Below are 23,137 nucleotides of genomic sequence, written 5' to 3'. Positions count from 1 at the left end.
TAGGCCACCTGCAGCACCTGGGTGGCGAGCCGGAACACTGTGACGCAGGCAGACAGGCTCACCTACCCGCCGTGGTCCGCGGGTGGAGCCCCTACCCTGCCGGTGCAGGCGGGACCTCCTCCACCGGGCTGCGGCCCGAACGAGGACACGAGAATGACTGCACACCGGACCGTACGACTGCTCTTCAGCCTGCTGGCGGGTCTCCTGCTGGCTGGGACTGTCGCGACCACCGCGCAAGCTGAAGACGGCTACCGCTTCTGGGGCTACTACCAGTGGACCAACGGCGCCTGGGCCTTCTCCCAGAAGGGCGCCGACGCGTACGTCCCCGCTGACGGCGGCGTCGAGGGCTGGCGGTTCGCCGTCGGCGGCGCGAAGCCGCGGCTGCCCCGCGCCGCGGGCGACTTCGACGCGATCTGCGGCAAGACCCCGGCCGAGACCGGCAAGAAGCGAGTGGCGCTGGTCGTCGACCCCGGTACGCCGGAGGACGCGGTCACCGGTGACACGCCCGCCCAGCCGACCGGCACCTGCGTGGTGACGGATCCGAAGTCGAACGGCGCACAGGTCCTGGCCGCGGTCGCACCGGTCCGGATCGAGAAGGGCCTCACCTGCGGTATCGCCGGCTACCCGTCCAAGGGCTGCGGCGACCAGGTGAAGAGCATCAACGTCCCCGCGACCGACGCCCCGGTCACGCTGCAGGTCGGCCCGGCAGTGGGTTCGACGGCAGTTCAGCCCACTCCTGCCGCGTCCTCGAAGGACGACAGCGGAGCGCCCTGGACCGGCATCATCATCGCGGCCGTCGTCGTGGTCCTCCTCGGCGGCGGCGGCTTCGTCCTCAACCGCCGCCGTACTGCGGCCAAGTAGGCGGCCGAGTAGTGCGCGCAGTCAACCACCTCACGCTCCCCCGGGCACTCCACCCGGGGGCCTGGTGGTTGTGGGCGCTCTGCATGGCTGTGGCAGCCAGCAGGACCCGCAACCCGGTCCTGCTGGCCCTGATCCTCGCCGTGACCGGATTCGTCGTCGCAGCGCGCCGCAGCGACGCGCCGTGGGCTCACAGCTTCACTGCGTTCCTGAAGCTCGGTCTGCTGGTCATCGGCGTCCGCGTGGTCCTGCAGGCAGTGCTGTCGACGCGGTCGCAGGGGAACACGGTCCTGTTCACGCTGCCGCTGATCCCGTTGCCTGCCTGGGCTGCGGGCGTCAAGCTCGGCGGAGAGGTGACAGCAGAGGCACTGCTGACCGCTCTGTACGACGGTGCGCAGCTTGCCGTCATGCTCTGCTGCGTAGGTGCCGCCAACGCACTGGCCAGCCCACGGCGCCTGCTGAAGTCGTTGCCAGGAGCCCTCTACGAGATGGGCGTCGCCTGCGTCGTCGCCCTGACGTTCGCACCCCAGCTGGTGACCGACGGTCGCCGCATCCGCGCCGCACGCCGTCTACGCGGCCGCACCCGCGCCTCCTTCCGCACGACGGCCATGCCCGTGCTGGAAGGCGCCCTGGATCGGTCGGTGGAGCTGGCTGCAGCGATGGACTCCCGCGGCTACGGCCGTACGGCGCACGCCCCGCGCGCTCAGCGTCGGCTCACGGCACTGTGCGTACTGCTCGGACTGCTGGGCATCCTGCTCGGCGTCTACGCGTTGCTGACCGACTCCATGTCGTTCCCGCTCGCCGCCGGTGCGCTGGCGGTCGGCGTACTGCTCGCGGTCGGTGCTATGGCGGTCGGGCGCCAGCGGGTGGCCAGGACGCGCTACCGGCCCGACCCGTGGGCCTTGCCCGAGTGGCTGGTCGTTGCGGCCGGTGCGGTAGCTGCGGGCGCGATGGTGGCTGCCGCCGTACGTGGTGTGCACGGCCTGTTGCTGGACGGTCCGTTGGTTGTCCCACCGGTTCCGCTGCTGCCGGTTGCCGGCGTACTGATCGGACTGGTGCCTGCGGTGGCCGCACCGCCGTTGAAGAAGGCGGTCGCATGATCGAGTTCGACCGGGTGACTGTGACGTACGACGGCGCGAGTGAGCCGGCGCTGCGCGACGTCAGCTTCATCGTGCCGGAAGGCGAGCTGGCGCTGGTGATCGGGCGAACCGGGTCCGGCAAGTCCACGTTGCTGCGGGCAATCAACGGACTGGTGCCGCACTTCACCGGGGGCACGCTGTCCGGGCGGGTGCTGGTCGACGGGCGGGACACCCGGAAGTACCGGCCGCGGGACCTCGCGGACGTGGTCGGGATGGTCGGCCAGGACCCGATGGCGGGGTTCGTCACCGACACGGTCGAGGACGAGCTGGCGTACAGCATGGAGTCGCTGGGCGTGGCGCCGGACGTGATGCGCAGACGGGTCGAGGAGACCCTGGACCTGCTGGGGCTGGCCGACGTACGGGACCGGGCCCTGACCTCCTTGTCCGGCGGCCAGCGGCAGCGGACCGCTATCGGAGCAGCACTAACGTCGCATCCCGCCGTACTCGTCCTGGATGAGCCGACATCCGCACTGGACCCGCAGGCCGCCGAGGAGGTGCTGGCCGCGCTGCAGCGGTTGGTGCACGACCTGGGCGTCACTGTGGTGCTGGCTGAACACCGGCTCGAGCGTGTGATCCAGTACGCCGACCGCGTGATCGAAGTACCGGGTCGTGCTGGTGCTGTCTCGACAGGGCTGCCTGCTGAGCGCATGGTCACCGCACCGGTTGCGCCGCCCGTAGTGGAGCTGGGGCGGCTGGCCGGGTGGTCGCCGCTCCCCCTGTCGGTGCGGGACGCCCGGCGGGCTGCTGTGGCGCTACGTCGTGACCTCGACAGTGCTACACCCGTGCGAGCCGCTGCTGCGCTAGGTGATGAGCTGGCCAGGTGCACTGATCTGGTTGTCGGCTACGGCAACGTGACGGCGCTGCGCGGGGTGTCGCTCAGCGTGCGGGCCGGTGAGGTCGTCGCACTGATGGGCCGCAACGGCGCAGGCAAGTCGACGCTGCTCAACACTCTCGTCGGCATCCTGCCGCCTCGGTCAGGCACTGCAGTCGCGGCTGGTACTGATCCGCAACGCGTGAAGCCGGCACAGCTCGTGAAGGCAGTCGGACTGGTCCCACAAGAGCCCGCGGACCTCCTGTACGCCGCCACGGTCGCCGAGGAGTGTTCTACTGCCGACTCCGACTTCAAGGTGCCTGCAGGTAGCTGCCGTGCACTTCTGCAGCGGCTGGCACCGGATGTGGATGTGGACCTACATCCGCGCGATCTGTCCGAGGGACAGCGGCTCTGTCTGGCGCTGGCCGTCGTACTGTGCGGCGCTCCGCCCTTGCTGTTGCTGGACGAGCCGACGCGCGGGCTGGACTACGGCGCCAAGAGGCGGCTCGTGGCGATCCTGCGCGAGCTGGCCGCGGCCGGGCACGCGGTCGTGTTGTCGACGCACGACGTGGAGATGGTGGCCGAGGTCGCCACCCGGGTGATGGTGCTGGCCGAGGGTGAGTTGGTCAGCGACGGCGAGACGGCTGAGGTGATCGCGGGGTCGCCGGCGTTCGCGCCGCAGGTGGCGAAGATCCTTGCCCCGTTGCCGTTCCTCACGGTCGGCGAAGTCGCGGACGCGCTGGACCGGGCGTCATGAGACTCATCCGGCTCAAGCCGCGGAGTACGGCGACGTTGCTGGTCGCGTCGCTCGTCGGCGTACTCGCGTTCGCCTGGCCGCTGTTCTTCCGGCCGTCTCAGGCCGGCGCGTCGGCGATCGGGCACACGACAGACGCGCCGTGGCTGTTCGTGCTGCTGCTGCCGTTGCTGGTGGCCGTCATACTCGCGGAGCTGTCCGAGTCCGGGATCGACGCGAAGGTGATCTCGCTCGTCGGCATGCTCGCGGCGGTCGGTGCGGCCTTGCGGGCGTTGGGTCCGGGTACGGCGGGCCTCGAGCCCGGGTTCTTCGTGCTGGTGCTGGCGGGGCGGGCGTTCGGCGCCGGGTTCGGGTTCGTGCTCGGGGCGGTGTCGCTGCTGGGCGGGGCGTTGATCAGCGGCGGGGTCGGGCCGTGGATGCCGTTCCAGATGTTCGCGTGCGCGTGGGTGGGGTGCCTGGCCGGGCTCTTGCCACGCGTCGGCGGGCGGCTGGAGTTGCTGTTGCTGGCGGCGTACTCGATGGTGTCCGGCGTGCTGTACGGCGTGATCATGAACCTGTGGTTCTGGCCGTACGCGACGTTCGGCAGCGATTTCTCGTTCGTCCCGGGTGACGCGCTGGCCGAGAACCTGCACCGCTACTTCCTGTTCGTGGTGGCGACCTCGCTGGGCTGGGACATCCCGCGCGGCGTCCTGTCCGCCGTACTGGTCCTGCTGCTGGGGCGTCCCATCCTGAACGCGTTCCGCCGGACGGCACGGAAGGCGGCGTTCGAGGCGCCGGTGGTTTTCGAGCGGAGGACCGATGTCTGACCGAACCCTGATACTCGGCGGAGCCCGCTCCGGCAAGTCCGTCGCGGCCGAACGCCTGCTGTCCGCGGAGTCCGACGTCCTGTACGTCGCCACCGGCGGCGACGACTCCGGCAGTCCCGAGTGGGCCGCCCGCGTCGCCAAACATCAGTCCCGCCGCCCGGCGTCCTGGGGTCTGGCGGAGACCATCGACCTGGTCCCGCTCCTGAAAGCACCCGGCCCGCCACTCCTCATCGACTGCCTGACGCTGTGGCTGTCCCGCACGATGGACCAGGTCGACGTCTGGTCCGCCCTGTCAGACCCGCCGGGCGAACCGCACCCAGCTCCGGCCGACGGCCGCGGCACCGCCATGGCCGAGCTCGAAGAGCGCATCGCCGACCTGGCTGCAGCCTGGGCGGCAACATCCCGCCGAGTGGTTGCCGTCAGCAACGATGTAGGCTCCGGCATCGTCCCCGCCGACCCCGGCACCCGACTCTTCCGCGACCTGATGGGCCGCCTCAACACCACCATCTCCCTAACCTCCGACCAAGTCCTCTGGACCATCGCCGGCCGAACCCTCCCCCTCACATGACCCTCAACGGACCGGACCACACCGGGCCTGCCGGCTCCGCGGGCACGGGGCGGGGTGGCGGGGAGCGGAGGTGTTGGTCTGATGCGGCCCGCCTCGCCTTTGGCACGCTCACCGTGCTTCCGGCGGGGGTTCCCTCGCGGGTTGATCGGGTGGTTGGTGGGCGGGCGATGGTGCTGGCGCCGGTTGTGGGGGTGGTGATTGGTGGGGTTGCGGCGGGTGTGATCGCGCTGGCTCAGTTGGTGAAGCCGGAGGCGGACCTGCTGGCGGCTGTGGTGGGCGTGCTGGTGGTTGCCGGGCTGTCCGGTGGGCTGCACCTGGACGGACTGGCCGACTTCGCGGATGCGCTGGGCTCCCGGCGGGATCGCGAGACCATGTTGCGGATCATGAAGCAGAGCGACATCGGCCCGTTCGGCGTCGTCGCGATCGTCGGCGTACTGCTCCTCGACGTCGCCGCCCTCACCACCTGCCTCCAGTCCGGCTTCGGCTGGCAAGCCATCCTGCTCGCCACCACCGCGAGCCGCCTCACCCTCCCCTGGTCCTGCCGTACGTCGGTCCCCCCGGCGCGCCCCGACGGCTTGGGCACGTTCGTGGCCGGCACAGTCCCCCCGACCACAGCCGCCCTCGCCACAACCGTCGTACTCGCCGCCGCCCTCGCCCTCACCTGGCTCTCACCGGCCCCCTCACCAACCCGTCTGGCGGGCTCGACCGCCGCCGTACTACTGGCAGTCGCGACCAGCCTCGCCGCCAGCCGCCGCGCGAAATCCGCCCTCGGCGGCACCACCGGCGACGTACTCGGCGCAACGATCGAACTGGCCCTCCCACTAGCCCTCCTCACCCTCGCCCTCACCGCCTGACGCCCACCTCCACCACTGGCCTGCGCGAGTGGTCTACTCTCGCGGTTGAACGTTCTAGTGGGGTAGTGACAGCGAGGTTGCAGACGATGTTCCTGGTTCACGAGCGCGGAGCGGCCGCGCTCGGCCCGCGATCCGTTATCTTTATGTAATGAACGCAACCCGCCCGGCGCCGGGATCGCAGGCTTCGCTCCGCGAAGCCAACCGTGCGCGCGTTCTCGGGGTCGTCCGGCAGCACGGCCCGCTCACCCAGGTCGAGATCGCCGCCGCGTCCGGCCTGTCCGCGGCCACCGTGTCGAACATGGTCAAGGAACTGGACCAGGCCGGCATGGTCGGGCTGTCCCGCAGCATCCGCAACGGCCGCCGCGCCGTACTCGTCTCCCTCGCGTCCGGCGGCGGCCTGCTCGCCGGTGTCGCGTTCGGCGAGCGAGACGTCCGGGTCGCGATCGCCGACGAGTCCCGCGAGATCCTCGCCCAGCAGCTGATGCCGCTGCAGGCCGACCACGTCGCCGACGACGGCATGGAGCGCGCCGCCCGGCTGCTCGCCGACCTCGCCGAGACGGTCAGCTCCGGCGTCGAGAACATCTCCGCAATCGGATTCGGACTGCCCATGCCGGTGGATTCGGTCAGCGGCGAGGCCGGCTCCGACGCCGTACTGCCGGGCTGGCGCGGCGTCAACGTGACCGAGGCGATGGCCGGTCACCTCCGCGCCCCGGTTGCCCTCGACAACACCGCAAACCTTGCTGCGCTGGGCGAATTGCGGGCCGGCGCGCTCCGCGGCGTACGAAACGGCTGCTACCTGAAGTTCTCGTACGGCGTCGGCGCCGGCATCGTGATCAACGGCGACGTGTTCCGCGGCTCGGCCGGTACGGCGGGCGAGATCGGCCACGTCACGATCGACGAGAACGGGCCGATCTGCCGGTGCGGCAACCGCGGCTGCCTGGACACGTTCGTCGGCTCGCGGGCGCTGATCAACAGCCTGGCCGCCTCGCACGGACCGCTGCGGCTGAAGGACATCGTGCACCGCGCGCTCGGCGGCGACGTCGGCTGCCGGCGCGTGATCGAGGACGCCGGCCGCCGCGTCGGCGTCGCGGTGGCCGGCGTGGTGAACCTACTCAACCCCGAGGTGGTCGTCGTCGGCGGCCTGATGGCCGAGGCCGGCGAACTCATCCTGGCCCCGCTGCGTGAAGCGCTCGACCGCTGCGCGATCCCGAGCGCCGCCGCGACCGTCGAACTCCGCCCGGCCGAGCTCGGCGACGAGGCCGACATCGTCGGCGCCATCCACCGTGCGTCGGTGCTGAGTCACACCAATATCTCCATTTCTTGAATTCAAGTCTTGACGCCAAGACCTGGGGGAGCTTGACTTCGGGGCAGGCCAATCGGGCCGTCTCGTCAAGGAGCCGCCATATGTCCTTCTCTGCAACTCGTCTCGTCGGGCTCGGCATCGCCGTCTCGGCCCTGGCCGTCTCCCTGGTGGCCTGTGGTTCGGACGACTCCGGCAGCGGCTCAGGCGGCGCGAAGAAGATCGCGCTGTTGCTGCCCGAGTCCAAGACCACCCGCTACGAGGCGCTCGACCGCCCGCTGTTCACCGAGGCCCTCAAGGCTGCCTGCGGCGACTGCGAGCTGATCTACAGCAACGCCGACCAGGACGCGTCGAAGCAGCAACAGCAGGCCGAGGCCGCGCTGACCCAGGGTGCGAACGTGCTCGTCCTCGACCCGGTCGACGGCAAGGCGGCCGCCGCCGTGGTCAGCTCCGCGAAGGGGCAGAACGTCCCGGTGGTCGCGTACGACAGGTTCATCGAGAACGCCAACTACTACGTCTCGTTCGAGAACGAGGCGGTCGGCAAGCTTCAGGCGCAGACCCTGGTGGACGACCTGAAGGCGGCCGGCAAGACGTCGGGCAACATCGCGATGATCAACGGCTCACCGACCGACCCGAACGCGGCCGACTTCAAGAAGGGCGCGCACAGCGTGCTCGACTCGAGCGGGTTCAAGATCGCCGCCGAGTTCGACACCCCGGACTGGAGCCCGGACAAGGCCCAGGCCTGGATGGAAGGCCAGCTGAGCGCGATCAAGAACGGTCTGGTCGGCGTGTACGCCGCCAACGACGGCACCGCCGGCGGCGCGATCGCAGCGCTCAAGGGAGGTGGCGTGACGCCGCTGCCGCCGGTCACCGGTCAGGACTCGGAGCTGGCCGCGATCCAGCGGATCGTCGCCGGCGACCAGGCGATGACGATCTACAAGGCGGTCAAGCCGCAGGCCGAGGCCGCCGCGAAGGGCGCGGTGGCGCTGGCGAACGGCGGCAAGCCCGAGTCGACCACCGACAAGAGCGGTGTGCCGTCGACGATCCTCGACCCGGTCGCGGTGACCAAGGACAACATCAAGGACACCGTGATCAAGGACAACATCTACAAGGTCAGCGACATCTGCACCGCGTCGTTCGCGGCCGCCTGCGCCGCGGCCGGCCTGACCAGCAACTAGCCGGAATCGACCGCCCCTCGGCGTAGCCCCCCGCAGTGAGGTGCGGGGGGCTACGCCGACCCCCTCCCCAACCGCGCCCCCGGCGAGGATCATGGCGTGAAATAAGTCCTGGAGGCTGATCTCGTGACACTTCCCTCGGCTACCCCGGCTCCTCCCGACGTCGGTGCCGGCAGCGTGCTGACGCTGCAAGGGATCTCCAAGCGGTTCGGCGCCGTGCAAGCCCTGAAGAACATCGAGCTGGACGTCCGCGCCGGCGAGGTACTGGCGCTGGTCGGCGACAACGGCGCCGGCAAGTCGACGCTGGTCAAGACCATCGCCGGCGTCTACACCGCCGACGACGGGACCATGGTGTTCGACGGCCGCGCCGTACGCGTCGGCAGCCCGGCCGAGGCGCAGCAGCTCGGCATCGCCACCGTGTTCCAGGACCTGGCGCTGTGCGACAACCTCGACGTGGTCGCGAACCTGTACCTCGGCCGCGAGCTGCGAAAGGGCCGGGTGCTCGACGAGGTCGAGATGGAACGCCAGTCGTGGGAGCTGCTCCGGCAGCTGTCCGCGAAGATCCCGTCGGTCCGGATCCCGGTCGCCAGCCTGTCCGGCGGCCAGCGGCAGACCGTCGCGATCGCCCGCAGCCTGCTCGGCCGGCCGAAGGTCGTGATGCTGGACGAACCGACCGCGGCCCTCGGCGTCGCTCAGACCGCCGAGGTCCTCAACCTGGTCGAGCGGCTGCGCGAACGCGGCCTGGCCGTGATCCTGATCAGCCACAACATGGCCGACGTGATGGCGGTGGCCGACCGGGTCGCCGTACTGCGTCTCGGCCGCAACAACGGCGTCTTCGTGGTCAGCGAGACCAGGACGCAGGACATCATCGCCGCCATCACCGGCGCCACCGACAACGCGGTCTCGGAGCGTGCAGCGCGCCGAAGCCGGGAGGAGGGTCCCGCATCATGAGCCTGCACGGATCGGGCACCCGTCCCCAGGACGTCACCAGTACGCCGGCCGCACCCGAGTCGAACGGGATCGAACAGCTCCCCGCCGACCTCCAGGACGAACGGCTGATCGCCACCAGCGGGATCAGCGGCGCCATCTCCGCCTTCACCGCCCGGCTCCGCTCCGGCGACCTGGGTTCGGTGCCGGTGGTCGTCGGTCTGATCATCATCTGGGCGGTCTTCCAGATCGCCAACGGCTCCTTCCTGTCCAGCCGCAACCTGGTCAACCTCACCCTGCAGACCACCTCGGTCGGAGTAATTGCCCTCGGCATCGTCCTGGTCCTCCTCCTCGGCGAGATCGACCTCTCGGTAGGCTCCGTCAGCGGCCTGTCCGCCGCGGTGCTCGGAGTCACTTTCGTCAACAAGGGCTGGCCGCTCGTACTCTCGCTGGTCGTCGGTGTCGCGCTCGGCCTGGTGATCGGCATGTTCTACGGCGCGCTGTACACCCGCTTCGGCGTACCCAGCTTCGTGATCACGCTTGCCGGTCTGCTGGGATTCCTGGGTCTGCAGTTGCTGGTGCTCGGCAAGGAAGGTTCGCTCAACCTCCCTTACGACTCCGCGCTGGTCGGCTTCGCGACCAGGAGCTTCCTCTCCCCCGCGCTCGCCTACGCGCTGATCGCGGTCGTCGTCGCGCTCTACGTGCTGACCCGGCTCCGCACCCGGGGCGCCCGGGCCACCGCAGGTCTCTCGACAGCGCCGACCTCGATGATCGTGATCAAGGCCGCAGCGCTCGCACTCGTACTGCTGATCCCGGTGCTGATCCTGAACGGCGACCGCGGTGTCTCCTCGATGTTCCTGCTCTTCCTCGCGCTCGTCGTCGCGACCGATCTGACGGTACGGCGTACCCGGTGGGGCCGTTCCGTCGTCGCGGTCGGCGGCAACGTGGAGGCCGCGCGGCGAGCGGGTATCAACGTGCGGATGATCTACCTGTCCGTGTTCGCGGCGTGCTCGACGTTCGCCGCCGTCGGCGGTCTGCTGGCCGCGGCACGGCTGGTCGCGGTGAACCAGAGCAGCGGCGGCGCCGACACCAACCTCAACGCGATCGCGGCAGCCGTCATCGGCGGCACCAGCCTGTTCGGCGGCCGCGGCTCGGCGTACTCCGCGCTCCTCGGGGCGCTGGTGATCATGTCGATCTCCAACGGCCTCGCGCTGCTGAGCCTGGACTCGAGCGTCCGCTACATGGTGACCGCCGGCGTCCTCCTGATCGCCGTCACCATCGACTCCCTCAGCCGCCGCAGCCGCCAGGCCCACGGAAGGGCCTGATTCTGTTGCATGCACGACCTCAGTTGGTACGGCATGATCCGCGGGGCGTTCCTGCTCGGGCTGTTGTGGTGGAGCTGGGCGTCGTACTCCTGGGTCTGCAACATCGCGAAGGCCGACCAGGGCGCCGTACGCACGGTGTTGCTGTTCGCGATGGCTGCGATGTTCGTGATCGCGCTGGCGATCCCGGAGGCCTTCGACGACCTGCCCGGCGGACTGTCCGGGCCGGTCGTCATAGCCCTTGCGTACTTCGCACTCCGGGCCATGCACCTCGTCCTGCTGTGGCTGATCGCGGAGGGCGATCAGGTCCTGCGCCGTACGATCGCCCTGTTCGCGATCGGCAAGGTCGCCGCGACCGCCTTGCTCCTCCTCGCCGTACCTCTCGTCCACGCGCTCCCCGCGCTGGCACAGATCGCAGTCCTGGCCGCGGTCCTCACCGGCCTCGTCATGTTCGAGTCCTTCCAGTCTGCCGGCGACCTTTCGGGGGGCTAACGTCCTGGACGGGCTAGTTGCCTTGAGCATCTAATTTGACCAGGATCGAAAGGCTTGACAACGATGAAGTGGAAGCTTCCCGGATCTCGCCGGGGACGGGTACTTGGCGCCGGCGCCGTGGTCACCACGGCGGCACTCGCAGTCGGCGGAGTGGTCGTTGCGAACAGCGCTGGCGCGGCGCAGTCGTCCGCCACGGCAACGTCGTACCGGACCCAGCTGATCGAGATGCGGACGGCCGGCAGCAAGGGCTACTTCTACACGGCCAACCAGGCCGAGTACCTGCGCGCCCAGAAGATGAAGTTCACCTTCACCGGCCAGGTGCCCGGATACGTCGCGAACACGGCGATCCGCGGGACCGTGCCGGTCTACCGGCTGCGGATGAAGTCGGGATCGTCGTACCTGCTGTCGATCTCCACCGCCGAGCGCAACAAGCTGGCCGCGTCCGGCCAGTGGGTGTACGAGGGCGTCGTCGGCCGCATCCCGGTGGCCGCCGCGTCGGACCGTATCGCGGTCTACCGGGTCTCGAAGAACGGGCTCGGCTGGCGAGTACTGCGCTCTACCACGGCAGCGTCGTACGTGAAGGCCGGCTGGCACATGGACGGCTTCATGGGCTACGTCTGGACGCACAAGTAAGTCGGCAGACAGGAGAAAACCCCCGTCGCCGTTGACGGGGGTTTCCTCTGCTCGTTACGCGGTGGCGGCGGTCAGGTCGACCTTGGGCTCCGCGAAGTGGCAGGCGGCCGTGTGGCCCGGAGTGGACTGCGGCTTGATCTCCAGCAGCGGCTCCTGGGTGGCGCAGATGTCCTCCGCCTTCCAGCAGCGGGTCCGGAACCGGCAGCCGCTCGGCGGGTCGATCGGCGAAGGTACGTCGCCGACCAGGCGGATCCGCTCCTTCGGCGGGACCCCGCGGATCGTGCCGAGGTCCGGCGCCGCCGACAGCAGGGCCTGCGTGTACGGGTGCTGCGGGGCGTTGTAGATCTGGTCCCGCGAACCCTGCTCGACGATCTTGCCGAGGTACATCACTGCGACCTCGTCACAGAAGTGCCGGACCACGCCGAGGTCGTGCGCGATGAACACGAACGCGATGCCGAGATCGCGCCGCAGATCCTCGAGCAGGTTCATCACCTGGGCCTGGATCGACACGTCCAGCGCGGACACCGGCTCGTCGGCGATGATCACCTCGGGCTCGACCGCGAGCGCCCGGGCGATGCCGATGCGCTGCCGCTGACCTCCGGAGAACTCGTTCGGGTACCGGTTGTGGTGCTCAGGGTTCAGACCGACCCGCTCCAGCAGCTCCTGGACCCGGGCGAGTTCCTTGCCCTTCTTGACCAGGTTGTGCACGCGCAGCGGCGTACTGATGATGTTGCTGACCGTCTGGCGCGGGTTCAGCGAGCTGTACGGGTCCTGGAACACGATCTGCAGCTGCCGGCGGAAAGGACGCAGGTCCTTCTCCTTCAGCTGCGCGATGTCGGTGCCCTTGAACAGGATCTGGCCCGACGTCGGGGTCAGCAGCCGGGTGATCATCCGGCCGGTGGTCGACTTGCCGCAGCCGGACTCACCGACCAGGCCGAGGCTCGCGCCCGCCTTCAGTTCGAAGTTGACGCCGTCGACGGCCTGGACGACCTTCTTGGTCCGGGCCAGACCGGCTGCTTCCTTGATCGGGAAGTGCATCTTCAGGTCGCGGACCTGCAACAGAGTTTCGCTCATATCTCCTCAGTCCCTCGTCAGCCCAGTCTCGGCGCGACCTCGGCCTCGTAGATCGAGGCCTTGTCGTGCAGGTGACAACGGGACGTATGGGCACCGGCGCCGTCCACCGGCAACAGGTCCGGCAGCTGGGTGGTGCAGAGCTCACCCTTCACGCGCTCGACGTACGGGCAGCGGGCGCTGAACGAACAACCGTCCGGCAGGTTCAGCAGGGACGGCGGCAGACCCTTGATCGGGCGCAGCCGCTCGTTCGCCGCGGAGACGGTCGGGATCGACTCGAGCAGACCCCAGGTGTACGGCATCCGCGGGTTCGCCAGTACGTCGGCCGCGGTGCCGTACTCGACGCAGCGTCCGGCGTACATCACCAGGACGTCGTCGGCCATCTCGGCCACCACGCCCAGGTCGTGCGTGATCAGCACGATCGCGGAGCCGAACTCCTTCTGCAGGTTGTTCAGCAGGTCCAGGATCTGCGCCTGCACGGTGACGTCGAGCGCGGTGGTCGGCTCGTCGGCGATCACCAGCTTCGGGTCGTTGATCAGGCTCATCGCGATCATCGCGCGCTGCCGCATACCGCCGGAGAACTCGTGCGGGTACTGCGCGAAGCGCCGCGGCGGGTTCGGGATGCCGACCAGCTCGAGCATCTCCAGCGACCGCTTCTTGGCGACGTCCTTGGAGACCTTGTGGTGCACGCGGTACGCCTCGACCAGCTGGTTGCCGATCGTGTACAGCGGGTGCAGCGAGGACTGCGGGTCCTGGAACACCATCGACACCGCGTCGCCGCGGATCTTCATCAGGTCGTTCTCGCTCAGGCCGATGAGTTCGTCACCGCCGAGCCGGATCGACCCGCTGATCCGGGTCCGCTTGCGGTCGTGCAGGCCCATCACGGCCATACTCGACACCGACTTGCCGGAGCCGGACTCGCCGACGATCGCCAGCGTGCGGCCGAGCGGGACCGAGTAGCTCAGCCCGTTCACCGCGCTGACCAGACCGTCCGCGGTCGGGAACTTCACGCTCAGGTCCTCGACCACCAGGTACGGCGTCTCGCCGCTGGGGTTGATCGAACCGTCGCGCCGCTCACGGGTGGCGACCGACGGGCCACGCTTCACCTGAGGGGCATCGCCCTGACTCATGCTGTCCTTCCGGTCCTCAGGAACTGGTGTGCTCACGACAACCTCACCCGCGGGTCGATCAGGCTGTAGCCGATGTCCACCAGCAGATTCATCACGACGATGATGACCGATGCGACCAGCACGGTGCCCATGATCACCGGCAGGTCGTAGCTGTTCAAACTGTCGAGCACCAGGACGCCGAGACCGGGGAGGTCGAAGATCCGTTCGGTGAAGATCGCGCCGCCGAGGCTGCCGGCGACATCCAGACCGAAGATCGTCACGACCGGGATCAACCCGGAGCGCAGCGCGTGCTTGTAGGTGACCACGCGGTCGGACAGGCCCTTGGCCCGCGCGGTACGGATGAAGTCTTCGCTCAGCGTTTCGACCATGGAGCCGCGTGAGTACCGCGCGTACGCGGTGCAGTTGTAGACGCCGAGCACCAGCCAGGGTGTCAACAGACCGGCCGCCCATTTCGCCGGATTCTCCGTGAATGGCGTCCATTCACCCCGTGGAAGGATCGGATAGAGCACGGTCAGATAGAGAGCGACCATCAGCGCCACGATGTAGTACGGCACCGAACTGACCACCAGGGTGCTGGTCATCAGTGACCGGTCGCCCAGGGTCCCGCGTCTCTTCGCCGCCATCGACCCGACGAACACACCTATGGTCAGCACCAGCACGGCATACCCGAGCACCAGCGAGACCGTCACCGGGAACCGGGTCTTGATCATATCGGTGACCGGACGGTCGTTCTTGAACGAGAAGCCCAGGCAGGGCGCCGCGCAGTGCTGCGTCACGCCCGACGTGGTGAAGTCGCGGCCGGTGAAGATTCCCGCGGTGTACTCCGCGAACTGCTGCACTTTCGGCTGGTCGAGATGCAGGTTCTTCTTGATCTCGTTGTAGCGCTGCTGGGTGCACTGGCGCTCGCCGCAGATTGCTCCGGCCGGATCAGTCGGCGCGATGAAGAACAACGCGAAGGTCGCGATCAGCGTTGCCAACACGACACTGAGCGCGCTGACCAGTCGGCGCGCCACGAAATAGAGCACGGGATTGTCTCCTCACCGATCGATGTGGTGCCCGGACGGTGGTCCGGGCACCACATCACCGTTCATTGACTGACTACTACTTCAGAACGGGGCGATCAGGGCTGCTTCAGGAACATCGAGGTGAACTCGAAGATGCCCTGTGTCGGGTCGTTGATCGCGTGCCCGATGTTCTTACCGATCGGCATGTTGCTCGAGGAGTAGTACAGCGGCAGAACCGGGAGGTACTTCTCCAGGATCTCCTTGTCGATCTTCGACCACTCCTTCAGCTGCTCGTCCGGCGTCTTGGCCGTGATCGCGTCGATCTCGGCGTCGAGGGCCTTGTCCTGCAGCTGACCAACGCTGTTGCCCAGGGCGATCGCGTCGGACTTGAACAGAACCGGGAACCAGCTCGTACCGCTCGGCCAGTCGGAGCACCAACCGGTCGGGGTCTTGCCGATGTTGACCGGAGCGTTCTGGTCACCGGTGAAGGTACGGATCTTGGCCTTCGGCACGCCGATGGCGCGGACCTTGAAGCCGGCCTTCTCGAACATCTGCTTGCGCAGCTGCGTGGTCTGGGTCGAGATCTTGTCGTCGATCGAGTAGTACCAGCTGAGCTCGAAGTTCGACTTGCCGATCTTCGCCAGCTCCGACTTGACCTCGGCGGCCACTGCGTCGTCCTCGGCGCCCTTACCGGTACCGGTCAGACCCGGGAGCTCGTACTTCTCGAAGCCCGGAACGGCCGGCGGCAGGATCGTCGACGACGGCGGGTCGTCGGTCGGGTTCAGACCGGCAACCTTGCGCCACGCGTCGTACGGGTGCGCCTTGGCGATCAGCTTGCGGACCTCCAGCGGAATCTTCCGGGTGTCCATCGTGTACATGATCGAACACGGCGACTGGCCCTTGACGAGCTGGTTCTGGTCCTTGACCTCAGGCAGCAGCGAGACGTCCAGGTTGGAGTAGTTCACCGCGTCGGCGTCCGGACCGGAGCTGGCCAGCACCTGGCGCTGGGCCTTGATCAGGTCCTGGCTGAACTTGAAGTCCCAGCCGTCGACGTACTGGTGCCGCACCGGGTCGGTGTTCGGGTCCCAGTTCGGGTTCTTGGTGAGCTTGAGCTCGGTACCCGGGGTGTAGGACTGGACCTGGTACGGGCCGGTCACCATCGGGTGCTGCTCGTAGTTCTTCTGGGTGTCCTTGGCCTGCGGGATCGGCGTGAACATCGGGAACGCCGCGTAGTAGGGCAGGTCGTCGAACTTCTTCGCCAGCTTGATGACCAGGGTGTGGTCGTCCGGCGTCTCGACACCCTTGTAGTCGGCGCCGCCGGCGCCGTACGGGCCCTTGTACTTGTCGCCGTCCAGGAAGAACTGCTGCTGGTACGTCGGTCCGGCGTCGTACAGGTCGTGCGCGAAGGAGCGCTTGATCGCGTACGCGTAGTCCTTCGCCGTGACCGGCGTGCCGTCCTGGTACTTGATGCCCTGCTTCAGCTTGAAGGTCCAGGTCAAGCCGTCCTCGGACTTCGTGCCGAGGTCCTCGGCCAGGTCCGGAACCAGGACCGGCTTGTGGTCCGGGCCGTCCAGGCGGTACTGCGTCAGCGCCCGGTAGAACAGCTTGCCGATCTGGTTACCGTCGACGTAGTAGATGTTCGTCGGGTCGAAGGTGTCGGGCGTCACGTCACTCAGGACGGTGATCGTGCCGCCCTTCTTCGCGCCGTCAACGTCAGGTGCAGGGCCCTTCGCAGTGGGGTCCGTAGCCTTGGCCTGAGCGCCCCCCACATTGTTGGTGTCACCTTTGTTGCCGCTGTTCGAGGACGGGCTGCCACAGGCCACGGCGGCCAGCATGACCGTCGCCGCAACCGCGGTTATCCGTTTCCACTGCATGGTCGGGTTTCTCCTTTTCTGCCGCTGGGGCAATCGCCGAACTACCGGCGAGTCTTGGGGTCGAAGGCGTCGCGGATGGCGTCTCCGAGCAGCGCGAGGGCGAGCACCAGAGCGGTGATCCCGATCACGGGCAGCCAGAGGTACATCGGGTCGGCCTTGAACCAGTTCGTGGCGACGGCGATCGTCTGACCCCACGAGGGGATCGGTTCGACGAGTCCGACACCGAGGAAGGAAAGTCCGGCCTCGGCGGTCACGTAGGCGGGCAGCGCCAGCGAGGCCGAGATGACGATCGGGGCGACCAGGTTGGGCAGCAGTTCCTTGAACAGGACCTGCCGGGTCGGTACGCCGATCGCCTTGGCGGCGAGGACGAACTCACGCTCCCGCAGCGAGAGCACCTCGCCCCGGATGATGCGGGCCAGGCCCGCCCAGCCGAAGAACGAGAGGACGAAGATCAGTACGTAGAACCGGATCGACGCCTGTTGCTGCGGCGTCAGGTTGAACGAACCGCCGCGCATCGACTCGACGATCGGTACCAGCGCGATCGCGAAGAGCAGGTACGGCAGGCTCAGCACGAAGTCGATCAGCCAGGAGATCACCCGGTCGACCCAGCCGCCGAGGAAGCCGGCCAGCAGGCCCATCACGACGCCGATCACGGTACCGACCACGGTGGCCAGGAACGCGATGATCAGCGACGGGCGGGCGCCGAACACCCAGCGGGCGAAGTTGTCGCGGCCCGTCTTCGGCTCGACGCCGAACCAGTGCGAACCGTTGACGCCGATCGTCGGGTACCCGTACTCGTCGATCAGGTCGGTGTGGAAGGTGCTGTAGTCCTGGCCCTCGAGCTTGGCCAGCAGCGGCGCGAAGACCGCGATCAGGATGAAGAACAGCACGATCGACGCGCAGATCACCGCTACCCGGTCCTTGCGCAACCGGTCGAACGCGATCCGGCTCGGCGACTTCCCGTGCGGGGTGGCCGCGGTGCGGACCGGCTCTGCCGACGCCGGGTGGTCCTCGATCCCTACGGTCGAGTCGGGCGACCCAATACTCATTCGCACTCCGTCAGTCAGTCGGCCGGATTTCGGTCCGCAGATCCGGCACTTATCGGTGGATAGCGTGCCGAGCCTTTGCTCTGTGGAGGGCTCGCGTCAAATCCCCTTGACAGAGCCGATCCCCCACAACCGCGGGCTAGCCTGCCTGACACTGTGACACCAAACCAGCGGTGCTCGGCACCAGTGCACAAATCGTTACCGGAACGGGTACTGGAACGGAACATTTGCCCCGATTCGTCACTGTTCGCAGTCAATTCTGCGCAAAACGCGTCGGCACAGTACCGACAGTGGCCAATTTGTGCCACGATATTACAGAACGTGACCAAAATCGCCCTACCGGACGTGGACGGTGACGAACGGCGGTTTGACCACGTCGAACAGCTCCTGACGGCCCCGGATGTCGACCGTCACCTGATCGCCTTCCTTTACCGCGGCGTCCAGCAGTGCGAGCGCGACGCCTTTCTTCAAGGTCGGCGAGAAGGTGCCAGAAGTCACTTCACCGAGCGCCGTTCCGTCAGCGCCGAGAACACTCATGTGCGGCCGCGGAATACCCCGGCCGGCGGCCCGCAGACCGCGCAGGATCCGCGCCGGTCCGGCCTCTTTCTCGGCGCGCAGGGCCGCGTCGCCCCAGAAGTGCTCCTTCTTCCACCCGACGGCCCAGCCGGAGCGGGCCTGGACGGGCGTGATGTCCGGCGTGATGTCCTGGCCGTGCAGCGGGTACCCCATCTCGGTCCGCAGCGTGTCGCGGGCGCCGAGGCCGGCCGGCACGATGTTGTGCGGCTCCCCGGCCGCCAGCAGCGCGTCGAAGACCGCGACCGCGGCGGCGTTCGGTACGACGAGTTCGTACCCGCGCTCGCCCGTGTAGCCGGTGCGGCACACGACCACCGGCGTACCGCCGAAGTCGGCTGTGGCGAACGCCATGTAGTCGTGTCCGGTCGGAAGGCCGATCGCGGCCACGACCTCGTCGCTGTTCGCGCCCTGGACGGCGAGGATCGCGTAGTCGTCGTGGACGTTGGTCACCTCGACACCGTCGGGAGCATCGGCCTGCAGCAGCCGGACCACCTCGGCGGTGTTGGCCGCGTTCGGGATCAGGAAGACGTCGTCGTCGGAGTGCAGGTACGCGATCAGGTCGTCGACGACTCCCCCGCGCTCGTTGCAGCACAGTGTGTACTGCGCCTGGCCCGGCGCGATCTTGCCGAGGTCGTTGGTCAGGCACGCGTTCACGTACGCCGCTGCGCCCGGACCCTTGACGGTGGCCTTGCCCAGGTGGCTCACGTCGAAGACGCCGACCGACGTACGGACCGCGGTGTGTTCGGCGACGACACCGGAGTACTCCAGCGGCATCTCCCAGCCGCCGAACTCGGCGAACTTGGCGCCGAGGGCCAGATGGCGCTCGTGCAGCGGGGACTTCTTCAGAACAGGCGACTCGGTCATGGAGCGGAACTTACCCGACGCGTAGCATGCTCAGGCAGCTTGCACGTACCGTCACGACCGGCCATCTGAGTGCCTGGTCAAGGAGGACTGAGGATTTCGTGACCACCATCACCCTGAGCAAGTCAGATGCCGCCGGCGTCAAGACCGACGCCGTGGTCATCGGCGTGGTCAAACTCGGCGGCGGCGTCACCCTGCCGGCCGGCACCGAGTCGCTGAACGCCGCGTACGGCGGGAAGCTGGTGGAGGTGCTGTCCGGACTCGGCGCCACCGGCAAGGCCGGGGAGGTGACCAAGGTGCCCGGGCCGAAACCGGGCAAGTCGGCGACGCTGATCGCGGTCGGCCTCGGCGCGGCCCCCGACGGTGAACTGAAGACCGAGGACCTCCGCGCTGCCGCCGGCACCGGTGTGCGCGCGGCGAAGTTCTCGCAGTCCGTCGCGTTCGCGCTGCCGACGCCGGACGCCGACTGCGTCCGCGCCGTCGCCGAGGGCGCGCTGATGGGCCGCTACGCGTTCACGGCGTACAAGTCCTCGGACAGCTCCGAGGCGCCGGGCAACCTGACGCTGCTCACCGACCTGGCCCGCAACAAGGAGGCCAAGGCCGCGCTCGAGCGCGCCGAGGTGACCGCGGACGCCGTCGCGCAGGTGCGTGACTGGGTCAACACCCCGCCGTCGGACCTGCACCCGGTCGAGTTCGCCGCGGACGCGGTCAAACTCGGCAAGGAGTACGGCGTCAAGGTCGAGGTGCTCGACGAGAAGGCGCTGGCCAAGGGCGGGTACGGCGGCATCCTCGGCGTCGGCCAGGGCTCGACCAACCCGCCGCGGCTGGTCCGGCTCTCGTACACCCCGAAGAAGCCGGTCACCCACCTGGCCTTCGTCGGCAAGGGCATCACGTTCGACTCCGGCGGTCTGTCGCTGAAGACGTCGACCGGCATGGTCAGCATGAAGTCCGACATGGCCGGTGCCGCCGCGGTGATCGGCGCGACGCTCGCGATCGCCCGACTCGGCCTGCCGGTGCAGGTGACGACGTACGCCGCGATGGCCGAGAACATGCCGTCCGGCTCGGCGGCGCGACCGTCCGACGTACTGACGATGTACGGCGGCAAGACCGTCGAGGTGCTGAACACCGACGCCGAGGGCCGGCTCGTGCTCGGTGACGCGCTGGTACGGGCGTCCGAGGACCAGCCGGACCTGATCGTGGACGTGGCGACGCTGACCGGGGCCTGTGTCGTTGCCCTGGGCACCAAGGTGGCCGGCGCGTTCGCGAACACCGACTCCGCGCGGGACCGGGTCGTCGACGCCGCGGTCGCGGCCGGCGAGTCGATGTGGCCGCTGCCGATCCCGGCCGAGATGCTCGACAAGCTGAAGTCGCACTCGAAGGTCGCCGACCTGGCCAACATCACCGGCGAGGCCTGGGGCGGTGCGCTGGCCGCGGCCGCCTTCCTCGGCGACTTCGTTGCCGAGGGCATCGACTGGGTGCACCTGGACGTGGCCGGGCCGGCCTTCAACGACGGCGGCGCATCGGGCTACATCCCGAACGGCGGCACCGGGTACGCGGTCCGCACGCTGGTCGAGCTGGCCGCGTCAGCGAGCTGAGTAACGAGTCTCCAGCATGGTGCAGCCGGTCTCGGTCCGATAGGGACCGTGCGGCATGCCCGGCGGCCGGCAGGCGTAGTCGCCGGGACGGAACGTCTGCTCGAGGGTGAGATCGGTCAGCTCGCCCTCGAGCAGGTAGACCTCTTCGACGTATTCGTGGCGGATGGTTTCCCCGCCTGACACTCCGCCCGACACTCCGCCTGACACCGTGCCGGGCGCCCAGCGGGCCAGCCTGGTCAGCGTCCCGTCCGGGTCGCGGCTCAGCACCCGCTCCGAGATCCCGCCCCCGGTGTCCACCCAGGCGAGGTCGCCGGTCGCGAAGAACTCGTGTTCTTCCTTCACCGACCGTTCTTCTTCATCCGGGCGTTGTACTCCCGCATCCGGGGCGGGTAGCCGACCACGGCCGCGTCGTACGACGGGATGCCGAGCTTGTTGGCGAAGTTGTGGGCCCACTGCACCGACGGGACCCGGCGGCGGGTCCACTCACCGTCGATGGCCACCAGGAGCAGGGTGTACTCCGTGACCGCCGTACGCGGCTCGACGAATCCCTCGACTCCCTGGCGGGTCTGGACGAACTCCTTCAGGTGCGCCGAGTCCGGAGTGTCCGCCCGGCGCATCGTTCCGGCCTTCTGCCGGCGACCGAACCACTTCATGAGGCAAGTGTCCACTATGTGTGCAAGTCGTGGCCGAAATCCTGGATAACGGTTGCGGGTAGTAGCGATCTGCCCGCGCCGGGGCGGCCCCGGCGTGGATCGGGGCCGGATCGGTGACAAGATTGCGCCGGGCCGGAACCGCGATCCGGGACCGCCTGCCTTGGACCTGACTCACGGAGGAACCTGTGACTGACAGCGCTACGACGTTCGACCTGGTGATCCTTGGCGGTGGCAGTGGCGGCTACGCGGCCGCACTGCGCGCCGCGACGCTCGGCATGTCCGTGGCGCTGGTGGAGAAGGACAAGGTCGGCGGGACCTGTCTGCATCGCGGATGCATCCCGACCAAGGCGCTGCTGCACGCCGCGGAGATCGCCGACTCGGCGCGCGAGGGTGAGCAGTTCGGGGTCCGGACGACGCTCGAAGGCGTCGACATGGGCGGCGTGAACAAGTACAAGGACAGCGTGGTCGACCGGCTGTTCAAGGGTCTGCAGGGCCAGTTGAAGGCGCGCAAGATCACGGTCGTCGAGGGCGAGGGGCGGCTCACCTCCCCCACCACGGTGCAGGTCGGCGACACGACGTACACCGGCCGCAACGTGATCCTTGCCTCCGGCTCCTACTCGCGTTCGCTGCCGGGCCTGGAGATCGACGGGAACCGGGTGATCGCCAGCGAGCACGCGCTGACGCTCGACCGCGTCCCGGAGTCGGCCGTGGTCCTGGGCGGCGGCGTGATCGGGGTCGAGTTCGCCTCGGCGTGGACATCGTTCGGCACCCGCGTGACGATCGTCGAGGCGCTGCCCCGGCTCGTCCCGGCCGAGGACGCGGACTGCTCGAAGACGCTCGAGCGGGCCTTCCGGAAGCGGAAGATCGCCTTCAAGACGGGTACGCCGTTCGAGTCCGTCGAGGTGACGGATTCCGGCGTACGGGTGACGGTCGCGGGTGGCGAGGTGATCGAGGCCGAGGTGCTGCTGGTCGCCGTCGGCCGTGGACCGAACACCACGGGCCTCGGGTACGAAGAGGTCGGGGTCGCGCTCGATCGCGGCTTCGTGACTGTCGACTCGACCCTGCAGACGAGCGTGCCGGGCGTGTACGCGGTCGGCGACATCGTGCCGGGACTGCAGCTCGCGCACCGCGGGTTCCAGCAGGGCATCTTCGTCGTCGAGCACCTCGCGGGTCTCGCGCCGACGCCGATCGACGAGGCCGGCATCCCGCGGGTGACGTACTCCGAGCCCGAGGTCGCGTCGGTCGGACTGACCGAGGAGCAGGCCCGGGCGCAGTACGGCGACGTCGAGATCCTCAACTACAACCTCGGCGGCAACGGCAAGTCGCAGATCCTGAAGACGTCCGGCTTCGTGAAGCTGGTCCGCGCCCGCGACGGCGCCGTCGTCGGGCTGCACATGGTCGGCTCGCGTGTCGGCGAGCTGATCGGCGAGGCGCAGCTGATCTACAACTGGGAGGCGTACCCGGCCGACGTCGCGCCGCTGGTCCACGCCCACCCGACCCAGAACGAGGCCCTCGGCGAGGCGCACCTGGCGCTCGCGGGGAAACCTTTGCACTTCCATGACTGATCCTGCTGGTTGGTCCCAGTAGGTTTGAGCTGCTGGAGCGTGACGGGCCCCGTGACCCGGATCCTGCTCGCTCCGGCGGCACCGTAGGCTGACACTCGACCGATCAGACGAAGGAGCAACGACCGT

General features: G+C 68.5%; 22 protein-coding genes. 14 read left to right on the top strand and 8 right to left on the bottom strand.

Annotated elements, in window-relative coordinates; translation table 11 throughout:
• Positions 1-153: 153 nt before the first annotated feature.
• The 12 genes from ABT313_RS11575 (at position 154) to ABT313_RS11520 (ending at position 11,639) form a co-directional block, all read left to right on the top strand.
• On the top strand, positions 154-861 hold the full coding sequence (locus tag ABT313_RS11575) for an SCO2322 family protein (RefSeq protein WP_350851240.1): 708 nt from the start codon (positions 154-156) through the stop codon (positions 859-861).
• Positions 862-872: 11 nt separating this feature from the next.
• Positions 873-1,958 carry an energy-coupling factor transporter transmembrane component T gene (locus ABT313_RS11570; protein WP_350851238.1) on the top strand — a complete coding sequence of 362 codons (1,086 nt, stop codon included), beginning with the start codon at positions 873-875 and terminating at the stop codon, positions 1,956-1,958.
• Positions 1,955-3,565: an ABC transporter ATP-binding protein gene (locus tag ABT313_RS11565; protein WP_350851236.1), complete on the top strand. Its 1,611-nt coding sequence runs from the start codon at positions 1,955-1,957 to the stop codon at positions 3,563-3,565. The genes ABT313_RS11570 and ABT313_RS11565 overlap by 4 nt, the downstream gene beginning before the upstream one ends.
• Positions 3,562-4,368, top strand: coding sequence for an ECF transporter S component (locus ABT313_RS11560; protein ID WP_350851234.1), 807 nt, complete (start codon positions 3,562-3,564; stop codon positions 4,366-4,368). The genes ABT313_RS11565 and ABT313_RS11560 overlap by 4 nt, the downstream gene beginning before the upstream one ends.
• The gene (locus ABT313_RS11555) at positions 4,361-4,936 is read left to right on the top strand and encodes a bifunctional adenosylcobinamide kinase/adenosylcobinamide-phosphate guanylyltransferase (RefSeq protein ID WP_350851232.1); all 576 of its coding nucleotides are present in this window, start codon (positions 4,361-4,363) and stop codon (positions 4,934-4,936) included. The genes ABT313_RS11560 and ABT313_RS11555 overlap by 8 nt, the downstream gene beginning before the upstream one ends.
• Entirely contained in the window at positions 4,933-5,790 is an 858-nt protein-coding gene (gene cobS / locus ABT313_RS11550) for an adenosylcobinamide-GDP ribazoletransferase (RefSeq protein WP_350851231.1), read from the top strand. Before ABT313_RS11555 ends, cobS begins: the two co-directional genes overlap by 4 nt.
• Positions 5,791-5,938: 148 nt before the next feature.
• Positions 5,939-7,114, top strand: coding sequence for an ROK family transcriptional regulator (locus tag ABT313_RS11545; protein ID WP_350851229.1), 1,176 nt, complete (start codon positions 5,939-5,941; stop codon positions 7,112-7,114).
• Between the two features lie 80 nt (positions 7,115-7,194).
• Positions 7,195-8,268 (top strand): ABC transporter substrate-binding protein, encoded by a 1,074-nt coding sequence (locus ABT313_RS11540; protein ID WP_350851227.1) that lies wholly within the window; start codon positions 7,195-7,197, stop codon positions 8,266-8,268.
• A 123-nt stretch (positions 8,269-8,391) separates the two neighbouring features.
• A complete protein-coding gene (locus ABT313_RS11535; protein WP_350851225.1) occupies positions 8,392-9,216 on the top strand; it encodes an ATP-binding cassette domain-containing protein in 825 nt (274 codons plus the stop codon).
• Positions 9,213-10,517, top strand: a complete 1,305-nt coding sequence (locus ABT313_RS11530; RefSeq protein WP_350851223.1) for a sugar ABC transporter permease — start codon at positions 9,213-9,215, stop codon at positions 10,515-10,517. The genes ABT313_RS11535 and ABT313_RS11530 overlap by 4 nt, the downstream gene beginning before the upstream one ends.
• A 9-nt stretch (positions 10,518-10,526) precedes the next feature.
• Positions 10,527-11,006, top strand: coding sequence for a low temperature requirement protein A (locus ABT313_RS11525; protein WP_350851221.1), 480 nt, complete (start codon positions 10,527-10,529; stop codon positions 11,004-11,006).
• Between the two features lie 63 nt (positions 11,007-11,069).
• Positions 11,070-11,639 carry a hypothetical protein gene (locus ABT313_RS11520; protein ID WP_350851219.1) on the top strand — a complete coding sequence of 190 codons (570 nt, stop codon included), beginning with the start codon at positions 11,070-11,072 and terminating at the stop codon, positions 11,637-11,639.
• A 54-nt stretch (positions 11,640-11,693) separates the two neighbouring features.
• Here the strand turns inward: ABT313_RS11520 and ABT313_RS11515 are convergent, their stop codons facing one another.
• From ABT313_RS11515 to gcvT, 6 genes are all read right to left on the bottom strand, one after another.
• Complete coding sequence (locus tag ABT313_RS11515) at positions 11,694-12,713, bottom strand: ABC transporter ATP-binding protein (RefSeq protein ID WP_350851217.1); 1,020 nt, start codon at positions 12,711-12,713, stop codon at positions 11,694-11,696.
• A gap of 17 nt (positions 12,714-12,730) precedes the next feature.
• Positions 12,731-13,876, bottom strand: a complete 1,146-nt coding sequence (locus ABT313_RS11510; protein ID WP_350851216.1) for an ABC transporter ATP-binding protein — start codon at positions 13,874-13,876, stop codon at positions 12,731-12,733.
• On the bottom strand, positions 13,873-14,865 hold the full coding sequence (locus ABT313_RS11505; protein WP_350851214.1) for an ABC transporter permease: 993 nt from the start codon (positions 14,863-14,865) through the stop codon (positions 13,873-13,875). Before ABT313_RS11505 ends, ABT313_RS11510 begins: the two co-directional genes overlap by 4 nt.
• Positions 14,866-14,960: 95 nt before the next feature.
• Complete coding sequence (locus ABT313_RS11500) at positions 14,961-16,718, bottom strand: ABC transporter substrate-binding protein (protein ID WP_350851212.1); 1,758 nt, start codon at positions 16,716-16,718, stop codon at positions 14,961-14,963.
• A 41-nt stretch (positions 16,719-16,759) separates the two neighbouring features.
• On the bottom strand, positions 16,760-17,767 hold the full coding sequence (locus ABT313_RS11495) for an ABC transporter permease (protein ID WP_350851210.1): 1,008 nt from the start codon (positions 17,765-17,767) through the stop codon (positions 16,760-16,762).
• Positions 17,768-18,100: 333 nt separating this feature from the next.
• Positions 18,101-19,201 carry a glycine cleavage system aminomethyltransferase GcvT gene (gene gcvT, locus ABT313_RS11490; protein WP_350851208.1) on the bottom strand — a complete coding sequence of 367 codons (1,101 nt, stop codon included), beginning with the start codon at positions 19,199-19,201 and terminating at the stop codon, positions 18,101-18,103.
• A 98-nt stretch (positions 19,202-19,299) separates the two neighbouring features.
• On the opposite strand from gcvT, the gene ABT313_RS11485 reads away from it, so the two are divergent.
• Positions 19,300-20,793, top strand: a complete 1,494-nt coding sequence (locus tag ABT313_RS11485; RefSeq protein WP_350851206.1) for a leucyl aminopeptidase — start codon at positions 19,300-19,302, stop codon at positions 20,791-20,793.
• Here the strand turns inward: ABT313_RS11485 and ABT313_RS11480 are convergent.
• Together ABT313_RS11480 and ABT313_RS11475 are read right to left on the bottom strand one after the other, a co-directional pair.
• Entirely contained in the window at positions 20,782-21,135 is a 354-nt protein-coding gene (locus ABT313_RS11480) for a cupin domain-containing protein (RefSeq protein ID WP_350851204.1), read from the bottom strand. The two genes, ABT313_RS11485 and ABT313_RS11480, sit on opposite strands and share 12 nt — an antisense overlap.
• Entirely contained in the window at positions 21,132-21,446 is a 315-nt protein-coding gene (locus ABT313_RS11475) for a hypothetical protein (protein WP_350851202.1), read from the bottom strand. Before ABT313_RS11475 ends, ABT313_RS11480 begins: the two co-directional genes overlap by 4 nt.
• Positions 21,447-21,631: 185 nt before the next feature.
• On the opposite strand from ABT313_RS11475, the gene lpdA reads away from it, so the two are divergent.
• Positions 21,632-23,011, top strand: a complete 1,380-nt coding sequence (lpdA, locus tag ABT313_RS11470) for a dihydrolipoyl dehydrogenase (protein ID WP_350851201.1) — start codon at positions 21,632-21,634, stop codon at positions 23,009-23,011.
• The last annotated feature ends 126 nt before the right edge of the window (positions 23,012-23,137 follow it).

The organism is Kribbella sp. NPDC000426 (genome assembly GCF_040300265.1).
Lineage (GTDB): Bacteria > Actinomycetota > Actinomycetes > Propionibacteriales > Kribbellaceae > Kribbella.
This window is presented reverse-complemented; position numbering and strand designations above follow the sequence as displayed.